Raw genomic sequence first — 17,322 nt, forward strand, 5'->3', positions numbered from 1 at the left:
TTTTCAGGAAATGACCCGATGTAATTTCAAGAAGATATGCGGCTCGTTACGCATTCATCAAAATCGGTTGTCTCGCGGGAAGCCAACCGGCGGCATCCGCCCGGCCGCCCCGCGCGCAACGCGCCACGGCGTCATGTCGGCCTCGGTTCGGGTGCGCCCGCTTCCTCCGCCCATCGCCCAGCTTAAGCCATCGCTCATCCGGAAAGTGACGGCATCCGACAGGCCGCCATCGCGATAACGCTGCATCTGCACGCCCTGCCCGCGCGACATGCGCGGCATTTCGACCAGCGGGAACACCAGCAGTTTGCGATTCTCACCGACCACGGCGACGCTGTCCGCCTCTGCCCCAATGATGTGGACCACCGTCAAGCGAGAGCCCGGACGCACATTCACCACCTGCTTGCCCTTGCGCGTCTCGGCAATGACATCCGCGACCGCCGCGACAAAGCCCCTGCCGTCCGATGCAGCCAGCAACAGCTCGCTTCCTGTCTTCGCTGGGAACAGCGCCACGATGTCGCCCTGATCATCCATATCGACCAGCGACCGCACCGGATCGCCAAATCCGCGCCCGCCCGGCAACTTGTCCGCCCCCAGCGTGAATATGCGCCCGCTCGCCGTCGCCAGCAGCAGCTTGTCGGTCGTTTGCGCATGAAAGGCGATTTTCGGCCCGTCGCCTTCCTTGAACTTCAACGTGTCCGCCGAAGAAAGGTCGCGATGACCGCTCATCGCCCGTATCCAGCCGCGCTCCGACAGAATCACGGTGATCGGCTCGCGCTCGATCATCGCCTCCAGCGGAATTTCGCGCGCGGGCGCCGCTTCCTCCACCAAAGTCCGCCGCCTGCCGATATCGCTCTCTGGCGAATAGCGCTTGCGTAGTTCCGCCAGGTCTTTCTTCAGCCGGTTGCGTTGGCGCGTCGGACTTTCGACCAGCTTGGTAAGCTCGTCCCGTTCCTTGAGCAGCCCCGCATGCTCGCGCCGCAGCTCCATCTCCTCCAGCTTGCGCAAGGAACGCAGCCGCATGTTGAGGATGGCTTCGGCCTGCCGGTCGTTCAGCCCAAATTCCTCCATCATCACCGCCTTGGGCTCATCCTCCGTCCGGATGATCTCGATCACCCGGTCGAGGTTCAGATAAGCGATGATATAGCCGTCGAGCAGTTCGACCCGCGCGGCGATCTTGTCCAGCCGATGCTGCGCGCGCCGCACCAGGACGTCGATCTGGTGCTTCAGCCACTCGATCAACACCTGCTTCAGCCCCAGAACGCGCGGCGTCCGGCTCGCGTCCAGTACGTTGAGGTTCAGCGGAAAGCGGTTCTCCAGGTCAGTCAGCCGGAACAGGCTGTCCATCAGCACATCGGAATCCACCGTCCGCGCCCGCGGTTCAAGGACAATGCGGATCTCCGCGTCGCTCTCATCCCGCACATCCGCCAATATCGGCAGCTTCTTGTCGTTGATCAGCGCGGCGATATGCTCGATCAACTTGGACTTCTGCACCTGGAAAGGGATTTGCGTCACCACCGCCACCCAGGTTCCGCGCCCGCCATCTTCCTTGTGCCAGCGCGCCCGCGTGCGGAACGACCCCCGCCCCGTCGCATAGGCTTCCGAAATGATGGAAGCGTTATCCACCAGCACGCCGCCAGTCGGGAAATCCGGCCCGCGCACGACCTGCATCAGGTCGGCATGTTCAGCATCCGGATTTTCGATCAGCAGGCTCGCGGCATCGATCAGCTCGGACACATTATGCGGCGGAATGCTGGTCGCCATGCCGACCGCGATGCCACTTGCGCCATTTGCCAGCAGATTGGGGAAAAGGCCGGGGAAAACCTCCGGCTCTTCATCCTCGCCATTATAGGTGGGCCTGAACTCGACCGTTCCCTCGTCCAGCCCGGCCATCAAATCGGCCGCCGCCTGCGTCAGCCGCGCCTCGGTGTAGCGCATGGCCGCCGCATTATCGCCGTCGATATTGCCGAAATTCCCCTGCCCATCGACCAAGGGCGTGCGCAGGGAGAAATCCTGCGCCAACCGCACCATGGCATCATAGACCGACGTATCGCCATGCGGGTGATATTTGCCGATCACGTCGCCCACGACACGCGCGCATTTCTTGTAGGATGTCGTGTTGCGCGCCGGATTGGCGACCAGCACATCCGGCGGCGCGCCGCCCGGTTCCATCTTGAGCAGCCGCATCGCCCACAATAACCGCCGGTGCACCGGCTTCAATCCATCGCGCAGGTCCGGCAGCGACCGCGCCGTGATCGTGGAAAGCGCATAGACGAGGTAGCGCTGGGACAGCGCTTCGTCGAACGGGTGATCCTTGATAGCGTCGAACGGGTCGCGAAAATCGGTCATCGCGATCGGAATAGCAGCGCAACGACAAAACGGAAACGGGGATTACAGCCCCGAAAAATTCACCTCCTCCGCTTCCGGGGCTTGCACATTCGCCGCCACGCGCCAATTTGCGCCCGTGTCCGATTCCAACCCACCTCCTGTCATCGCCCTCCCGCCGCCGCCTGCCTCGCTGCTGACTGGCGCGGCGCTGTTTCTCGACTTTGACGGCACCCTCGCGCCGATCGCCGCTACACCTGACGGCGTGGTCGTGGATGGCGATCTGCTCACCCTGCTCGGCGAATTGCGCGATGTGCTGCAAGGCCGTCTGGCTATCGTCAGCGGCCGGTCGATCGTCACCTTGCGCGATCTCGGCTTCGCCAACTTCCTGCTTGCCGGAACGCACGGACTGGAATTCGCCCAGCCGGGCGAACAGGTCGAAGCCGCCCCTCGTCGCCCGGCGGTCGATGATGCCGAAGCGGCCTTCCACAGCTTTGCGGACGGTAAGCCCGGCATATTGGTGGAACGCAAATCGATCAGCGTTGGCCTGCATTTCCGTGGCGCACCCCAATGGGGCGAGCAGGCGGGCGAACTGGCCAGCGACCTCGCCGCCAAACTTGGCCTCGCCGTGCAACCGGGCAAGATGCTGTTCGAACTGCGCCCCGGCGGCGCGGACAAGGGCAGCGCGGTCCACACGCTGATGGCCCGCACTCCCATGGCAGGGGGACGCCCGCTCTTCATCGGCGACGATGTCACGGATGAGGAAGGCTTTGCCGCTGCCACTGAACTGGGCGGCGCGGGCATTCTGGTCGGCCCGCCCCGGACGACACTCGCCGCATTCTCTTTGGAACAGGTTGCCGCTGTCAGGCATTATCTCGCGCGGGGGGTCGTCAGGCCCGGCTGAGCCATGGCTGGCGCCCCCTCGTTCGAATGAGCCAGGGGGGCAGACCGATAGTCAGGACCAGTAAAACGCATTCCGCCGGAAACGAACGCACTCTCGATCTCTGGCCCATCGGCAATTGCCAGGCATCCGCGCTGATCGATCGCGCTGGGCGGATGATATGGGCGTGCGTACCCCGCGTGGACGGGGACCCAGTCTTTTCCGCCCTTCTTGATGATAAGAGCTGGGACGCGCCAGACGCGCGCGGCTTCTGGGCAATTGAATTGGAAAACTGCGTCAGCGTCGAGCAGCATTATACCCGCAATACGCCCATCCTCGTGACCCGCCTGACCGACGATCACGGCAATGCCATAGAGCTTTACGACTTCTGCCCGCGCCATCGCCACATGGGCCGCATGTATCGGCCAGTGGCGTTCGCCCGGATCGTCCGACCCGTGGCAGGCAGCCCCCGCATCCGCGTGCGGCTTCGCCCGACCACGTCCTGGAATTCGGAAAGCGTGCCGATCAGCTATGGCTCAAACCATATTCGGCTCGTCCTGTCCTATATGGCTATGCGCATGTCGACCAACGCGCCCATCGGCCTCATTTCCCAGGAAAGCTGGTTCCGGCTCGAACATGACATGCACTTCTTCCTCGGGCCGGACGAAAGCTTTTCGGATGCGCTTCGCCCCGAAGTGGAGCGGATGCTGGACGACACCATCCACGAATGGCAGGTTTGGGTCCGCGGCCTCGCCATTCCCGCCGAATGGCAGGAAGCGGTCATTCGCTCGGCCATCACGCTCAAGCTTTGCCAGCATGAGGAAACCGGCGCGATCGTCGCCGCGCTGACCACCAGCATCCCGGAACATGCCGAACTCGGGGCGCAACTGGGACTATCGCTACTGCTGGATACGCGACGCTTATTATACCGTGGAGGCACTGAACCGGCTCGGCGCGCTCGACGTGTTGGAAAGCTACCTCGTCTACCTCCGCAACATCGTCGACGGCGCAAAGGGCGGTCACATCCAGCCGCTCTATGACGTGCGCGGCAACGCCACGCTGGAGGAACGCGAGGCGCAGAACCTTCCGGGCTATCGCGGCATGGGGCCGGTTCGCGTCGGCAACGCCGCCTATTCCCAGATTCAGCATGACGCCTATGGCCAGATCGTGCTGTCCTCGGTTCAGGGTTTCATCGACCAGCGACTGCTTCGCATGGCGAGCATGTCCGACTTCGAATCCTTGGAAGCGGTCGGCGAACGCGCATGGTCGGTCTATGACCAGCCCGACGCTGGCCTGTGGGAACTGCGCACCCGCGCGCATGTGCACAGCTACAGCGCCGTGATGTGCTGGGCCGCCTGCGACCGCCTCGCCCATGCCGCCGCCGCGCTCGACCTGCCCGAGCGGGAGGTTTATTGGCGCGAACGGGCCGAGATCATGAAGGCGCGCATCCTGCAATCGGCCTGGCGCAGCGGCAGCAACGCCATCTCCGCCAATTTCGAGGATGATGCCCGCGACGCCTCGCTGCTTCAGCTTCTGGACCTGCGCTTCCTAACCGCCGACAATCCGATGTTCGTCGGCACCTTGAAGGCGCTCGAAAAGGACCTGCGCCGGGGCAATGACATGCTGCGCTACAGCACGCCGGATGATTTCGGGGAGCCCGTCACCGCCTTCAACGTCTGCACCTTCTGGCTGATAGAGGCCCTCCACCGCACCGGCCGCACGGAAGAAGCGCGGCTGCTGTTTGAAGAAATGCTGTCCCGCCGCACCGCCGCCGGGCTATTGTCGGAGGATATCGATCCCGCGACAGGGGAATTGTGGGGCAATTATCCCCAGACCTACTCATTGGTCGGCATCATCAACTGCGCCGTTCTGTTGAGCAAGCCGTGGAGCGTTATGCGATGAGCCGCCTGATAGTCATTTCCAACAGGGTCAGCAGGCCCAACAAGTCCGGCAATCAGGGTGGCCTTGCCGTGGCGCTGGCACAGGCGCTGCGCGAAAGCCGGGGCATCTGGGTCGGCTGGTCAGGCGAAGTCACCGAAAATTTCACTGGCCATATCGGCTTTTCCGAAGATGAAGGCGTAAAGACGGCAACGATCGACCTCGAAGAGCAGGACGTCGACGAATATTATAACGGCTATGCCAACAAGACGCTGTGGCCGCTCTTCCACTTCCGCATCGACCTTGCCGAATATGCCCGCGATTTCGAGGGCGGCTATAACCGCGTCAACCACCGCTTCGCCGACACGACCAGCCCGCTGATCGAGCCCGAAGACATTATCTGGGTGCAGGATTATCACATGATTCCGCTCGGCCAGATGTTGCGCGACAAGGGGCATAACAACCGGATGGGATTCTTCCTCCACATCCCATGGCCGCCCACGCGTCTGCTGGTGTCCCTGCCCCATCATACCAAGCTGGTGCAGACCCTGTTCGCCTATGACGTCATCGGCTTCCATACCGAGGAATGGCTCGAATCCTTCCGCCATTATGTGGAGCGGGAGATGAACGGGACGGTAAATGGCGACTTCGTCACGCTGGGCGACCGCACGATTCAGGCGATCGCCTGCCCCATAGGCATCAACGCGCAGGAATTTTCCAACGCCGCCGTCAGCGAACCCGCGCGGGACATGTTCGAACAAGTCCGCCGCTCATTGCAGGACCGCGCGATGATCGTTGGCGTGGACCGGCTCGACTACAGCAAGGGGCTGGAGGAAAGATTTAGCGGCTATGCCCGCTTCCTCAAGGACCATCCCGAACATCATCGCAAGGTGGTCCTGACGCAGATCGCGCCGCCCTCGCGAGGGGAAGTGGAAAGCTACCAGCACATCCGCTCGACGCTTGACGCCACCGCCGGACGCATCAACGGCGAATATAGTGACGTGGACTGGACGCCGATCCGTTACGTGAACCAGGGCTATCCGCGCGACAAGCTGGCGGGCATCTATCGTGCCGCTCGGATCGGCCTCGTCACCCCGCTGCGCGACGGCATGAACCTTGTCGCCAAGGAATATGTCGCCGCGCAGGACCCGACCAATCCCGGCGTCCTCATCCTCTCCCGCTTTGCTGGCGCCGCGACCCAGCTAAAGGACGCGCTCCTCATCAACCCTTACAGCCCGGAGGAGATGTCGGACGCCATCACCCGCGCCCTCGCCATGCCACTGGATGAACGCAAGCGACGCTGGCGTTCGATGATGGATTGCGTCGAGGAACAGGACATCAGCTGGTGGCGCCGCTGCTTCACCGAACGCCTGATGGCCGTACGTCGCGACGATGAGCAAGCGGCAGACGTCGAAATCGCGCACTGAACCCACGACAGTTCGCCGCCAGATCAGCGCGCTAATTGCACCCCTGTCTGCTTTGGTCTATGGGCCAGCCAGCAGCCCCGGCACCCGCTGATCCTCTTCGATTCGCGTTGCCGGGGCACATTCTTTTCTCGGGAAGACAGGAACGCGCATGGCCCGTCGCCGCCAGATCTACGAAGGCAAGGCAAAGATCCTTTACGAAGGCCCTGAGCCCGGCACGATCATCCAATATTTCAAGGACGATGCCACCGCCTTCAACGCGCAGAAGAAGGGCACGATTTCCGGCAAGGGCGTACTCAACAACCGCATCTCCGAGCATATCTTCACCCTGCTCGGTCAGATCGGCGTGCCGACCCACTTCATCCGCCGCCTCAACATGCGCGAACAGCTCGTCCGCCAGGTTGAAATCGTGCCGATCGAGGTCGTGGTCCGCAACGTCGCCGCCGGTTCTTTGAGCAAGAAACTGGGGATTGAGGAAGGCACGCAGCTGCCCCGCACCCTCATCGAATATTGCTACAAGGACGATGCGCTGGGCGACCCACTCGTGTCCGAAGAGCATATCGCCTGCTTCGGCTGGGCCACGCAGGAAGAGATGCACGACATCGCCGACATGGCGATCCGCATCAACGACTTCATGTGCGGCCTATTCGCGGCCATCGGCATCCGCCTTGTCGACTTCAAGCTGGAGTTCGGTCGCCTGTGGGACGGCGACTTCAGCCGCGTCATCCTGGCGGACGAAATCAGCCCGGACGGCTGCCGCCTGTGGGACATGAACACCGGCGAAAAGCTGGACAAGGACCGCTTCCGCCGCGACCTCGGCGGTGAAGTCGAAGCCTATCAGGAAGTCGCCCGCCGCTTGGGCCTCCTGCCCGAAGGCGCGGACACGACTGTCCTAGACCTCGACACCCACCGCAAGAAGCGCAGCAAGGACTAACCGTCTCAAATCCTCCCCATCGATAGATGGGGAGGGGGACCGCTCGCAAAGCGAGTGGTGGAGGGGAATAGCGCGCCGCTCACCCCACCACCGCATCCACCATCAACTTCACCCCCAACAGCACCATCAACACATAGATCAGCGTGTAGAACCGCGCCGGATCAACCTTGCGCGCCAGCACCACCCCTGCGTAAGTCGCGCCAATGGCCACCGGCGCCAGCATCGCAGTCGCCGTCAAATTGGCCCGCGTAAACTGCCCCAGCGCCGCATAAGCAGGCACCTTGATCCAGTTCATGATGGCAAAGGCAATCGCCGTAGTGCCGATCAGCGTGTCGCGCGCCAGCCGCTTGGGCAGCACCCACATCTGAAATGGCGGCGCTCCCGCATGCGCGATCTGGCTGGTAAAGCCGCTCGCCACGCCCAGCAACGTCCCGACCCAATTCGGCGAACTGGACGGCAACACAACCTTCCCGCCCCGCTCAACCCACAGCCTCTGCGCGCCAAACAGCGCAGAAATGAAACCGAGCGCCCCCAACACAGCCGTCTCCGGCACCCGCGCGGCGAACAGGTAACCCAGCCCCACGCCGACAACCATGCCCGGCATCATCACCTTCAATATATGCCGATCCCAGCTATGCCGGAACGACCAGACGCTCACCGCATCCTGCAATATGAGGATAGGCAGCATGATCGCCGCCGCTCGTACCGGATCGATGCCCAGCGCCATGATCGGCATGGCCAGCGCCCCTGCCCCGGCAAAGCCACCCTTGGCGAGGCCGGAAAGGATCACCGCCACGATCGCGCATGTATAATAAAGGTAATCGCCGCTCATCGCCCCGCCCTAAAGCAGAGGAGCGCTGAAGCGAACAGCTTTTCCAGCTAAGCTCAGGCGCTAGCCCGGTATCCGATCAGAACACCGAAGGCAAAGGTAGCCAGCAGGGCCAGCTGCACACGGCCATGCGGATCGTCATAGCCGACGATCTGCTGCCCAAAGGCGAAAAGCCCCACAAACATCGCCAGTGCAAGACCAGCCATATTCAAAACCCTCTATCCCGTCCCGAAACCATAGCGCCGTCTCGCTAATAAAGGGATAATGCCTTGCTTGGCGCGGCGCAGGGGACTAGGGGGTGCGCCATAGCAATCCACGGAGTTTTTGGCCTCATGAAAGCCCGCATCTTCGTCACCCTAAAGGGCGGGGTTCTCGACCCGCAGGGCAAGGCGATCCACCACGCACTCGACGGTCTGGGCTTCTCGGGCGTCAACGACGTGCGCGCGGGCAAGCTCATTGAGCTGGGCCTGGCCGACGGCACCAGCGACGATGATATCGACGCCATGTGCCGCAAGCTGCTCGCCAACACGGTGATCGAAAACTACCGCATCGAAAAGGTGGCCTGAGCCATGAAGAGCGCCGTCATCGTCTTCCCCGGCAGCAATTGCGACCGCGACCTCGCCGTGGCTTTCGAGGCGGTGAGCGGAGAAAAGCCGGTCATGGTCTGGCATCGCGACACCGAATTGCCCGAAGGCATCGACCTGATCGGCGTGCCCGGCGGCTTCTCCTACGGTGACTATCTGCGCTCCGGCGCCATGGCCGCGCGCTCGCCCGTCATGCAGGCGGTGGCCAAGGCGGCCGAACGCGGCACCTATGTGCTGGGCATCTGCAACGGCTTTCAGGTGCTGACCGAAAGCGGCCTGCTGCCCGGCGCCTTGCTCCGCAACGCAGGCGGCCATTTCGTCTGCCGCGATGTCGCGCTGACCGTTGAAAACGCCCAGAGCGCCTTCACCAGCCGCTATGCCGCTGGCGAGACAGTGACTTATCCCGTCGCCCATCATGACGGCAATTACTTCGCCGACGCCGCGACGCTCGACCGCTTAGAAGGCGAAGGCCGCGTCGCCCTGCGCTATGGCGAAGCCGTAAACGGCTCCGCCCGCAACATCGCCGGCATCCTCAACGAAGCAGGCAATGTGCTGGGCATGATGCCCCACCCCGAACGCGTGATTGAGGCCGCCCACGGCAAAACCGACGGCCGCCGACTGTTCGAAGGTCTGGTAGAGGGACTGTTGGCCCGCGCCTGATTTCCGGCACGCGCTACCCTCCCCCACGCCCAGGTCCCTGATCCAACCACCCAACACCCGTCATCCCAGCGCACGCTGGGATCTCAGGAGGCTGGGCAAAACGCCATCAACTTACGCTGGCATGACGAGATTGGGACTGTCGCCTTATGACCAGTTCACGTCCTTCTGACGCGGCGACCGCCTGCTTCAAAGCGGTCACGTTTCAAGACCGCGATGATCTTCTCGTAAGCACGAGCGAGGGCATCATGTTGCTGCCGGTCCATCTCGCAGATTGCACCTGCCGCGCTACATTCTGCCAGCTGTTGTCGGCGTTGTAAGTTTATGATTTGCTGCATTACCGCGACCTGTAGGATGCAGGAGGTTGGCGCGAGACGTGCGCGGCCGAGCGCTTAATCTCGCCGGTAAGAATTTTATTCTTTAACAACAGGCGAACTTGTTCGGCGTCCCTTCCGTCAAGCAAAACCACTCTCGAACCACCCGACGCCAAGGTTTCTATCGTTGAAATGCGAAAACTGTGCGCGGCGCAAATCTTCTCGATCTCAGCCACGCTCGCCGTCGTGTTGACAACCCGACTCATGAATGTTGTCCTTCGCCACCAAAGGGATATGGGGCAAAAGCTTTTCCACTATTCACCGGGCCTGTTCTGTAAGGATAGTCATGGGCACGAATGCGCCGGGCATAGCTCCTGGCACGAAATCGATGAGCGGAACGCGCGAAAATACACGTCGCCGCCTGCTCTTTTAAAAGCTCGATTTGTTCATTTTCCAGTAGATTATTCAGATCTTCCATGGGCACACTTCAGCAGGCAAGCGGGAGCGCGATGGTCTCTCTGTCAATACGAAGGCTTGCGGGCTGATTTCGCTCGATTACGCCTCTTAACAGAATATTTTTACTTTGTCGCATCATTTGCGAAAGGCTATTCGACAGCATAAATCCGTTACAGTCGATCCGCTCCATCCAACACATTCCCTCCCGCGGGGGTTAGGGTGGGCGCGAGCGCAGCGAGCTTCCGCGTCAGCCCTCTCAACAATGCCAATGTTGCGCTACTTCAGGCCCCTCACAAACGCAGGCAGATGCGCGACGCCGCTAGGATTAGGCCCCGCCATATACAGCGCCATCACCGTCCCCAGCGCAATCGCCACCCCATAAGGGATCGGCCCGCCCGGCGCGAAGATCGCCATTGAAGACCCTTCGCGCACCGTTCGCGGCACCATCCGCCGCCCAACCATGATCAGCAACGCCAGCACGCCTCCACCGACCGTCACATAAACAAACCAGGGCAGCGCCGCGCCCCAATCGAACCACAGCGCGCACGCCGCCAGCAGCTTGATGTCGCCCCCGCCCATCCATCGCATCGCGAACATCAAGCATCCGAGCGCGAACACGGCCAAAAACAGCGTGCCATTCTGCCAGATGTCATTTTCCCATCCGGCCAACGCTACCCAAGGCACGAACAACCCCATCACCAGCAGCGGAAAGATGTTGGATATCCGCAACCGCGCAATATCCTCGATCGCCGCGCCCAATAAAACCAACGACAGCGCAATCAGGACAAGGTCCTTCGTCATGGCCTTGCCCCCATCCCAGCTAAAGCCGCAGTCGCCTCCGGCTGAAAACTCTCGGACTCCGTGACCGCGCGGCTCAGATAAGCCCGCGCCTTCACCGCGTCCCCCATGCGCAACGCCACCTGACCCGCATCGCTCAGCCGCTTGGCCCAGCTATTGGCGTCATCGGCAGTGCGCCTTTCTATGTCGCGTCCGGCCATCACCTGAGCGGCATCGCTATGCGCGATAAGGCGCGCGTCATCGGGCGCCATGTCCCGCGCCTTGTCGAATATGGCGATCGACTTGTCCGCCTGTCCCTGTGCCATCAGCGAAAGCCCATAATTGTTCAACACCTGCACCGGCCTGTCGGTCAACTGAAAGGCCCGCTCATAGGCGGCGGCACTCAGGGCCCAGGACTTTGCCTTGTCATAAGCGACGCCCAGCGCGTTCCAGGCCCGCCAACGCGATGCACACTGATCGACCGCACGACGCAGCGCCTCTGCCGCCTGATCCGCCCGGCCCAGCCGCAACCTTGCGATACCCAGCCCTTCATCGTTCCGGCAATCCGCCGTTCCCGCCTCGCCGATCGCGGAAAAGCGCGCCTCCGCCTCCGCATCCTGTCCCTTGGCCAGAGCCATTTGCGCCACTGCGATGTCGATGCCCCGCTTGTCCTGCGCCTGCGCCCCGTCGCGCCATTGGCCCAACATCAACTCGGCCTGTACGATACGCCCGCCTTCGATCGCGTCATCGATCAATCGGCCATAGTCCAGAGCCGCTGCGGGCATCGTCTCGGCTGCTGTCGCGCCGGGGGATATGGCCGCAGCCGCCAGCAGCAGCAGGATGCTCATCCCCGGCCTCCGCTCCACGCCCATAGCTTCTGGAACAGGCTGTCCGGCTCATCCCCGCCCGCCATCGTCGCGCAGGGGCGTGACGCTCCCGCACTGGTCCCATCCTTGGACTTGCCACACCCTGCCACCGTGACTTGCACGGGCGTGGGCAGGGTCGTGATCGGCGCCGCCAACGACCGCGAGAGGGATATGGCTGGCGCCGCGCCAGCCCCGTCCGCTACGGTCACGATCGCGGTATTCAGTTGCGCGATGGCCCGCCCCGGCAACGCAGCCTGTGCGACGGCCGTTGACACTGTGCGCAGCCGCACCTCGCCCATCGAAACCCGCTCCAGCTCCAGCCCGGCCGCCCGCACGGGTGGCGCCGGACGCTTGCCACCGTCCATCGCGATCTGCGCCAGCGTCGGGCGGCGCGCACCACCAGCTTGCACGCCCTGCCCGATCTCAGCCAGCAAGGCGTTTGCTTCTCCCTGCAAACCCTGCGCATTCAGGCTGCGCGCGAAGTTGCGATGGATGCGCTCATCCATGGGAGCGCGTGCCAGGGCCAGCTCGAAATAATCCCGCGCCAGATCATGCCGCCCCATCGCCGCATAGCTGATCGCAACGCCGTTCAGCGCGTTTGCATCGGCCGGGTCCTGCCGCATCGCCCGCCGGTAAGCATCGAGCGCCAGCGCATATTCTCCCCTCGAAAACAGCAGCTGCCCCCGCGCGATGGCTTCTTTCCCCGTCGCCGTCGCCTCAACGTTCACGGGTCGGATAGCCACGTCCCGGTTGGGCGAACTGCATGCCGCGCTCGCCAGCATCAGCGAGATCGCCACTGCCTGTCTCATCATGCCCCGTCCCCCCTCTTGGTTTCCGCTACCGGCTCAACACCGGCAGGATTTCCCTCACCACCCGCACCACGGCGGGCAGCATCAGCACCCCGATCATCACCGGCAGCATGCACGCGACCAGCGGCACTGACAGCAGCACCGGCAAGCGATGCGCCTTCTCCTCCGCCCGCATCCGCCGCTTCTCCCGCATCTCCGCTGCATAGACGCGCAACGTCTGCCCGACGCTAGACCCCAGCTGGTCCGATTGGATCAACAGCGTCGCGAAGGACCGAATTTCGTCCACATCCACATCATCCGCCATCCGCCGCAGAGCGTCCGCCCGGCTCATCCCCGCCCGCAGTTCCAGCACGACCTTGCCCAGCGCCTGCGACACCAGCGGGTGCGAGATGGCGAGCTCACGCCCCACCCGATCCATCGCCGCTTCCAGCCCCAGCCCCGCCTCGACGCACACCAGCATCAGGTCCAGAGCATCGGGAAAGCCGTGGATGATCGCTTCCTGCCGCCGCGCAGCCTTGGCCGAAATGAAAAGGTTCGGCAGATACAGCCCCAGCACCGCAACGGCAGTCGCCATGAAATACAACTTCACCGGGCTCGGCGGCTCGGGCTTGTTGAGCGACATGAGCACCAGCACAGCAGGCAGCGCCAGCGTCAGCACCAACCGGATGAACGTAAAGATCTTCGGCGCCTCGGGCGAAGGATAGCCCGCCGCGATCAACCGCTTGCGCAAGCTGTCATTCTTCGTATCCGCCAGCGAAATGCCCAGCTTCTCGATCCGATCGACCAGCTTCTTCCATTCGCTATTGTTGCGCTCGTTACGCAGCGACTGCCCACCGCCCTGCACCGCGCTACCGACGTCGCTCACAACGTTCAGCCAACTCCGCACCCTGGACGTACGCGCGACCGCCTCCGTCACGCCATAGACGATGGCCACGATCGCCACGAACAGCAGCACCAGCAACACCGGCCGCAATTGCGAAATAAGGGCAAGGTCCAGCATCAGGTCAGACTTTCAAATCAACCATGCGGCGTATCGTGACGAAGCCGATGATGTAGAGGATGATCAGCCCGGAAAAGCCAAAGATGAACATCGGGTCCTGCGCAATGTCCAGGTAGAAGGCCGGGTTGAGCAGGAACAACGCCACGAACGCCAGGATCGGCAACGCCGTCAGCATCACCGCCGTCATCCGCCCTTCGGAACTCAGCGCCCGCACCTTCAGGAACAAGCTCGCCCGCTCCCGGATCACCAGCGACAGATTTTCCAATATCTCCGCCAGGTTGCCGCCCGTCTCCGCCTGCACCGACAGCGACGTCACGAACATGTGCATCTCGTTCATGTCCCACCGCTCGGCCATGCGCTGCAAAGCATCGCGCAGGTCGGAGCCATAGGTCACCTCGTCGACGACGATGCCGAACTCGCTGCCGATCGGGTCGCGCATCTCCTTGGTCAGCAGGTCCAGCGCCGCCGCGATCGGATGCCCCGCGCGCAGGCCACGCACGAAAGTATCGAGCGCGACCGGAAACTGCTCTTCCATCTTCTTGCGCCGCCGCTGGCTCAACCGGCTCAGGACCATGATCGGCAGCAGCACGCCCAGCGACACGGCGAAGGCCCCCGCCATCACGATCATCCCCGCCGTCATGCCATAGCCCGCCGCCAGCGCGCCGATCACCACGATCAGGAACAGCACCCCCGTCGCAATCGCCATGAAGGTCAGCACGACGCGCGCAGGCACGCTCAGCCCCGCGCCATGCAGCGACCGCACCACGCTCAAAGCCATCCGCCCAAAGACGCTATCATGGTTGAAGTTCAGACTGTCGTCATTGCGCCGCAGCCGGGACAGGACCGTGCTGCGCTCAAACCCTGCCGCGATCATCTTCAGCCGCTTGTTGACGACCCGCTCAGTCCCGGCGCGCGCCCGGAACCAGCTATGAACCCCCTCGATCGTCAGGATCACCGCCGCGAACAGCAGCACCAGCACAAAGGCACGGATGTAGATCGGATTGATCATTGCACCACCGCATCAGGACGGAAGAGTTCGGCGGGCAGGTGAATGCCCCGGTCGGCCAGATCGCTCATGAATTTCGGGCGGATGCCGGTCGCTTCGAAATGACCGCGCACCATGTCATTCTCGTCACGGCCCGTCATCTTGAAGCGGAAGATTTCCTGCATGGTGATGACCTCGCCCTCCATGCCCGTAATCTCCGAAATGCTGAGCAACCGCCGCCGCCCATCCGACAAACGCCCCACCTGCACGATGACGTTCAGCGCCGAAGCAATCTGCGCCCGCGCCGATCGCGGCGAAATGTCGATCCCGCTCATGCCGATCATCTGCTCGACACGGGACAGCGCATCGCGCGGCGTATTCGCATGGACCGTGGTCATCGATCCATCATGCCCCGTATTCATCGCCTGAAGCATGTCAAACGCCTCCCCGGCGCGCACTTCGCCCACGATGATCCGGTCCGGCCGCATACGCAGCGCATTCTTGACGAGATCGCGCTGCGTGACCTCGCCCCGCCCCTCGATATTGGGCGGCCGCGTCTCCAGCCGAACAACATGCCGCTGCTGCAACTGAAGCTCCGCCGAGTCCTCGATCGTCACGATCCGCTCGGCCTCATCAATGCTCGCAGACATGGCATTGAGCAGCGTCGTCTTGCCCGAACCCGTGCCGCCGGAAATCAGCACATTGCGCCGCGAGGCTACCACCGCCGACAGCACCTGCGCCATCGGCGCGGGCACGCTGCCCAGCTCCGAAAGCCGCGCCATGCTGATCGGCACCTTGGCGAACTTACGAATGGACAGCAGCGATCCATCGACCGCCAGCGGCGGCACCACCGCATTGACGCGCGAACCGTCCGCCAAACGCGCATCGACAAAGGGCGAAGCCTCGTCCACGCGCCGCCCGACCGCCGCCACGATCTTCTGGATAATCCGCAGTAGATGCTTCTCATCCTTGAACCGCGCCGCCGTCTCCACCAGCCGCCCGCCGCGCTCGACAAAGACGATCTTGTGCCCATTCACCAAAATGTCGGTGACGCTATTATCCTTCAGCAGCGGCTCCAACGGCCCCAGTCCCAACAGCTCATCCAGGATATCGGACACCAGCCGCTTGCGCTCTTCCAGGTTCAGCGCATGCTTCTGCAACGCCAACTGCTCATGGACGATCTCGCCCACTTCAGCCTCGACCTGCGCGCGCGACATATTCTCCAGCGCCGACAGGTTGATAAGGTCGATCAGCTTCTGGTGCAGCGCGACCTTCAGCTCGGTATGCCGGTCCTCTTCCCAATGGACCAGCTCGGTATCGGTCGGCCCCACATCATCGCGGGAATCGCCAAAGCGGCTTTCGCCTTTCCGGATCTGCCACATCACCCTTTCTCCGCCTGACGCCGCGCCTCGACCGCCTGCACCGTGCAATCGACGATATCCTGCATGTCCTTGCAAATACGGCTGCGCGCCTTCAATTCCTGGATCAGCACCCCCTGATCCAGCGCAGAGCTGACCAGCGGAAAGTCGTTCGCGATGCTAAGGTTCACCGGATGATCCAGCGCCGCCGCCGCATCCTCCAGCCCGATCGCGCGGAACAGCTTCTTCTCGACCCGGTTGGCGATCACATGAATGCGCGACGGTTCGATATCCTGATCCCGCAGCAAGGCGATCTGCCGCCGCGCCTGCCGCAAGCTGGCGATGGTCAGCTCGCACACCAGGAAGATCACCTCCGACCGCGCCACCAGCGACATGGACCAGTTCGTCCAGTTGCCCGGCAGGTCCAGATAGATGGTATCATAATTGCGCTGCGCCAGTTCGATCACGCGGAACACCTGATCGGCATTCACCGCCTCCAGCGGCATGATGTCCGTCGGCGCCGTCACGACATGCAGCCCGGTCGGCGTCTCGACCGTGACAGAGCCCAGCAGCTCCCGGTCCACCCGGTTGCCACCCTGCAACAGGTCCGCCAGCGTCAGCGGAGAGGAGATGCTCAGGAACGTCCCCGCATTACCGAACTGCACATCGAAATCGAACAGGCAAACCCGCTCGCCCGTCTGTTTGGCGTTGCGCGCATGCAGGCTGGCCGCCTGTGTAGCGATCGTCGTAGCCCCCACACCGCCGACGCTCTTGATGATCGACACCAGTGCGCCCGTCTTGACGTCACGCCCGCCCTTAGTCGCAATCTCTCCCCGCAGCTGGTCGATGATCGATGACAGCTCACTCGCCTGCAAAGGCAGCGCCACCACATCGTTGATCCCACTGCGCAGCAAGGCGCGCACCAACGGAATCTCCGCATTGCGCACGGCGGCCACCACCAGCAGCGCCGGATGAGCCGCCCGCAAAGCCGCCAGCCGCCGCGTCGACGCGTCATCGTCCGGCTGCACCTCCAATATGACGGCCTTCGCCTCCGCCACCAACGACTGCGGCAACGGCGCCCCGGCAGGCAACATGGACAAGGTCAAGGACTGCCCGCTCAACTGATCCCCAAGAATATCGGAAGCCGCCACCTCCTGCTCCGAAAGGATCAGATGAATCCCCTCATCCCCCACATTGAGTGTCCAGCTCTCGGCCGCTTCCGCTGTGTTCGTCACGATGCCCAAGATCT

At 62.9% G+C, this 17,322-nt stretch carries 16 protein-coding genes and 1 pseudogene; 6 read left to right on the forward strand and 11 right to left on the reverse strand.

From position 1 onward, the window contains the following. Positions 1-57: 57 nt before the first annotated feature. Positions 58-2,346, reverse strand: a complete 2,289-nt coding sequence (gene parC, locus ACWNC0_RS16805) for a DNA topoisomerase IV subunit A (protein WP_449473239.1) — start codon at positions 2,344-2,346, stop codon at positions 58-60. 115 nt (positions 2,347-2,461) lie between these two features. On the opposite strand from parC, the gene otsB reads away from it, so the two are divergent. The 4 genes and pseudogenes from otsB to purC all read left to right on the forward strand — a co-directional run bounded on the left by otsB (position 2,462) and on the right by purC (position 7,438). Beyond that, on the forward strand, positions 2,462-3,226 hold the full coding sequence (gene otsB, locus ACWNC0_RS16810; RefSeq protein ID WP_449473241.1) for a trehalose-phosphatase: 765 nt from the start codon (positions 2,462-2,464) through the stop codon (positions 3,224-3,226). Positions 3,227-3,378: 152 nt separating this feature from the next. Then, positions 3,379-5,104: pseudogene (locus ACWNC0_RS16815) on the forward strand (glycoside hydrolase family 15 protein). Continuing rightward, entirely contained in the window at positions 5,101-6,507 is a 1,407-nt protein-coding gene (gene otsA, locus ACWNC0_RS16820) for an alpha,alpha-trehalose-phosphate synthase (UDP-forming) (protein ID WP_449473243.1), read from the forward strand. The pseudogene ACWNC0_RS16815 and the gene otsA overlap by 4 nt, the downstream one beginning before the upstream one ends. Before the next feature lie 148 nt (positions 6,508-6,655). Continuing rightward, positions 6,656-7,438, forward strand: a complete 783-nt coding sequence (gene purC, locus ACWNC0_RS16825) for a phosphoribosylaminoimidazolesuccinocarboxamide synthase (RefSeq protein WP_449473245.1) — start codon at positions 6,656-6,658, stop codon at positions 7,436-7,438. A gap of 79 nt (positions 7,439-7,517) precedes the next feature. On the opposite strand, the gene ACWNC0_RS16830 is transcribed toward purC, so the two are convergent. Beyond that, positions 7,518-8,270, reverse strand: coding sequence for a sulfite exporter TauE/SafE family protein (locus tag ACWNC0_RS16830; RefSeq protein ID WP_449473247.1), 753 nt, complete (start codon positions 8,268-8,270; stop codon positions 7,518-7,520). A gap of 53 nt (positions 8,271-8,323) precedes the next feature. Continuing rightward, the gene (locus ACWNC0_RS16835) at positions 8,324-8,473 is read right to left on the reverse strand and encodes a hypothetical protein (protein WP_176502204.1); all 150 of its coding nucleotides are present in this window, start codon (positions 8,471-8,473) and stop codon (positions 8,324-8,326) included. Between the two features lie 126 nt (positions 8,474-8,599). Here ACWNC0_RS16835 and purS point away from each other — a divergent pair, with 126 nt between their 5' ends. Together purS and purQ are read left to right on the forward strand one after the other, a co-directional pair. Further along, positions 8,600-8,833 (forward strand): phosphoribosylformylglycinamidine synthase subunit PurS, encoded by a 234-nt coding sequence (gene purS / locus ACWNC0_RS16840; RefSeq protein ID WP_449473249.1) that lies wholly within the window; start codon positions 8,600-8,602, stop codon positions 8,831-8,833. 3 nt (positions 8,834-8,836) lie between these two features. Next, positions 8,837-9,511, forward strand: coding sequence for a phosphoribosylformylglycinamidine synthase subunit PurQ (gene purQ / locus ACWNC0_RS16845; protein ID WP_449473250.1), 675 nt, complete (start codon positions 8,837-8,839; stop codon positions 9,509-9,511). Between the two features lie 573 nt (positions 9,512-10,084). Here the strand turns inward: purQ and ACWNC0_RS16850 are convergent. The 8 genes from ACWNC0_RS16850 to ACWNC0_RS16885 all read right to left on the reverse strand — a co-directional run bounded on the left by ACWNC0_RS16850 (position 10,085) and on the right by ACWNC0_RS16885 (position 17,308). After that, complete coding sequence (locus ACWNC0_RS16850) at positions 10,085-10,300, reverse strand: hypothetical protein (RefSeq protein WP_449473252.1); 216 nt, start codon at positions 10,298-10,300, stop codon at positions 10,085-10,087. A 254-nt stretch (positions 10,301-10,554) separates the two neighbouring features. Continuing rightward, complete coding sequence (locus tag ACWNC0_RS16855; RefSeq protein ID WP_449473254.1) at positions 10,555-11,079, reverse strand: A24 family peptidase; 525 nt, start codon at positions 11,077-11,079, stop codon at positions 10,555-10,557. Continuing rightward, entirely contained in the window at positions 11,076-11,903 is an 828-nt protein-coding gene (locus tag ACWNC0_RS16860) for a tetratricopeptide repeat protein (protein ID WP_449473256.1), read from the reverse strand. Before ACWNC0_RS16860 ends, ACWNC0_RS16855 begins: the two co-directional genes overlap by 4 nt. Further along, positions 11,900-12,733 carry a tetratricopeptide repeat protein gene (locus tag ACWNC0_RS16865; RefSeq protein ID WP_449473258.1) on the reverse strand — a complete coding sequence of 278 codons (834 nt, stop codon included), beginning with the start codon at positions 12,731-12,733 and terminating at the stop codon, positions 11,900-11,902. Before ACWNC0_RS16865 ends, ACWNC0_RS16860 begins: the two co-directional genes overlap by 4 nt. A 25-nt stretch (positions 12,734-12,758) precedes the next feature. Next, positions 12,759-13,730 (reverse strand): type II secretion system F family protein, encoded by a 972-nt coding sequence (locus ACWNC0_RS16870; RefSeq protein WP_449473259.1) that lies wholly within the window; start codon positions 13,728-13,730, stop codon positions 12,759-12,761. 4 nt (positions 13,731-13,734) lie between these two features. Continuing rightward, entirely contained in the window at positions 13,735-14,739 is a 1,005-nt protein-coding gene (locus tag ACWNC0_RS16875) for a type II secretion system F family protein (protein ID WP_449473261.1), read from the reverse strand. Beyond that, complete coding sequence (locus ACWNC0_RS16880; RefSeq protein WP_449474646.1) at positions 14,736-16,097, reverse strand: CpaF family protein; 1,362 nt, start codon at positions 16,095-16,097, stop codon at positions 14,736-14,738. The genes ACWNC0_RS16875 and ACWNC0_RS16880 overlap by 4 nt, the downstream gene beginning before the upstream one ends. Next, positions 16,097-17,308, reverse strand: a complete 1,212-nt coding sequence (locus ACWNC0_RS16885; RefSeq protein WP_449473263.1) for an AAA family ATPase — start codon at positions 17,306-17,308, stop codon at positions 16,097-16,099. The genes ACWNC0_RS16880 and ACWNC0_RS16885 overlap by 1 nt, the downstream gene beginning before the upstream one ends. Positions 17,309-17,322: the final 14 nt, after the last annotated feature.

Source organism: Sphingobium chungangianum, from assembly GCF_977014255.1.

What these genes read in the sequence shown, in the direction of transcription:
- ACWNC0_RS16860 (WP_449473256.1), bottom strand. Translation starts at nt 11,903, where the DNA reads ATGAGCATCCTGCTGCTGCTGGCGGCTGCGGCCATATCCCCCGGCGCG.
- otsA (WP_449473243.1), top strand. Translation starts at nt 5,101, where the DNA reads ATGAGCCGCCTGATAGTCATTTCCAACAGGGTCAGCAGGCCCAACAAG.
- ACWNC0_RS16870 (WP_449473259.1), bottom strand. Translation starts at nt 13,730, where the DNA reads ATGCTGGACCTTGCCCTTATTTCGCAATTGCGGCCGGTGTTGCTGGTG.
- ACWNC0_RS16875 (WP_449473261.1), bottom strand. Translation starts at nt 14,739, where the DNA reads ATGATCAATCCGATCTACATCCGTGCCTTTGTGCTGGTGCTGCTGTTC.
- purQ (WP_449473250.1), top strand. Translation starts at nt 8,837, where the DNA reads ATGAAGAGCGCCGTCATCGTCTTCCCCGGCAGCAATTGCGACCGCGAC.
- ACWNC0_RS16850 (WP_449473252.1), bottom strand. Translation starts at nt 10,300, where the DNA reads ATGGAAGATCTGAATAATCTACTGGAAAATGAACAAATCGAGCTTTTA.
- ACWNC0_RS16835 (WP_176502204.1), bottom strand. Translation starts at nt 8,473, where the DNA reads ATGGCTGGTCTTGCACTGGCGATGTTTGTGGGGCTTTTCGCCTTTGGG.
- ACWNC0_RS16830 (WP_449473247.1), bottom strand. Translation starts at nt 8,270, where the DNA reads ATGAGCGGCGATTACCTTTATTATACATGCGCGATCGTGGCGGTGATC.
- purC (WP_449473245.1), top strand. Translation starts at nt 6,656, where the DNA reads ATGGCCCGTCGCCGCCAGATCTACGAAGGCAAGGCAAAGATCCTTTAC.
- ACWNC0_RS16855 (WP_449473254.1), bottom strand. Translation starts at nt 11,079, where the DNA reads ATGACGAAGGACCTTGTCCTGATTGCGCTGTCGTTGGTTTTATTGGGC.
- purS (WP_449473249.1), top strand. Translation starts at nt 8,600, where the DNA reads ATGAAAGCCCGCATCTTCGTCACCCTAAAGGGCGGGGTTCTCGACCCG.
- parC (WP_449473239.1), bottom strand. Translation starts at nt 2,346, where the DNA reads ATGACCGATTTTCGCGACCCGTTCGACGCTATCAAGGATCACCCGTTC.
- ACWNC0_RS16865 (WP_449473258.1), bottom strand. Translation starts at nt 12,733, where the DNA reads ATGATGAGACAGGCAGTGGCGATCTCGCTGATGCTGGCGAGCGCGGCA.
- ACWNC0_RS16880 (WP_449474646.1), bottom strand. Translation starts at nt 16,097, where the DNA reads ATGTGGCAGATCCGGAAAGGCGAAAGCCGCTTTGGCGATTCCCGCGAT.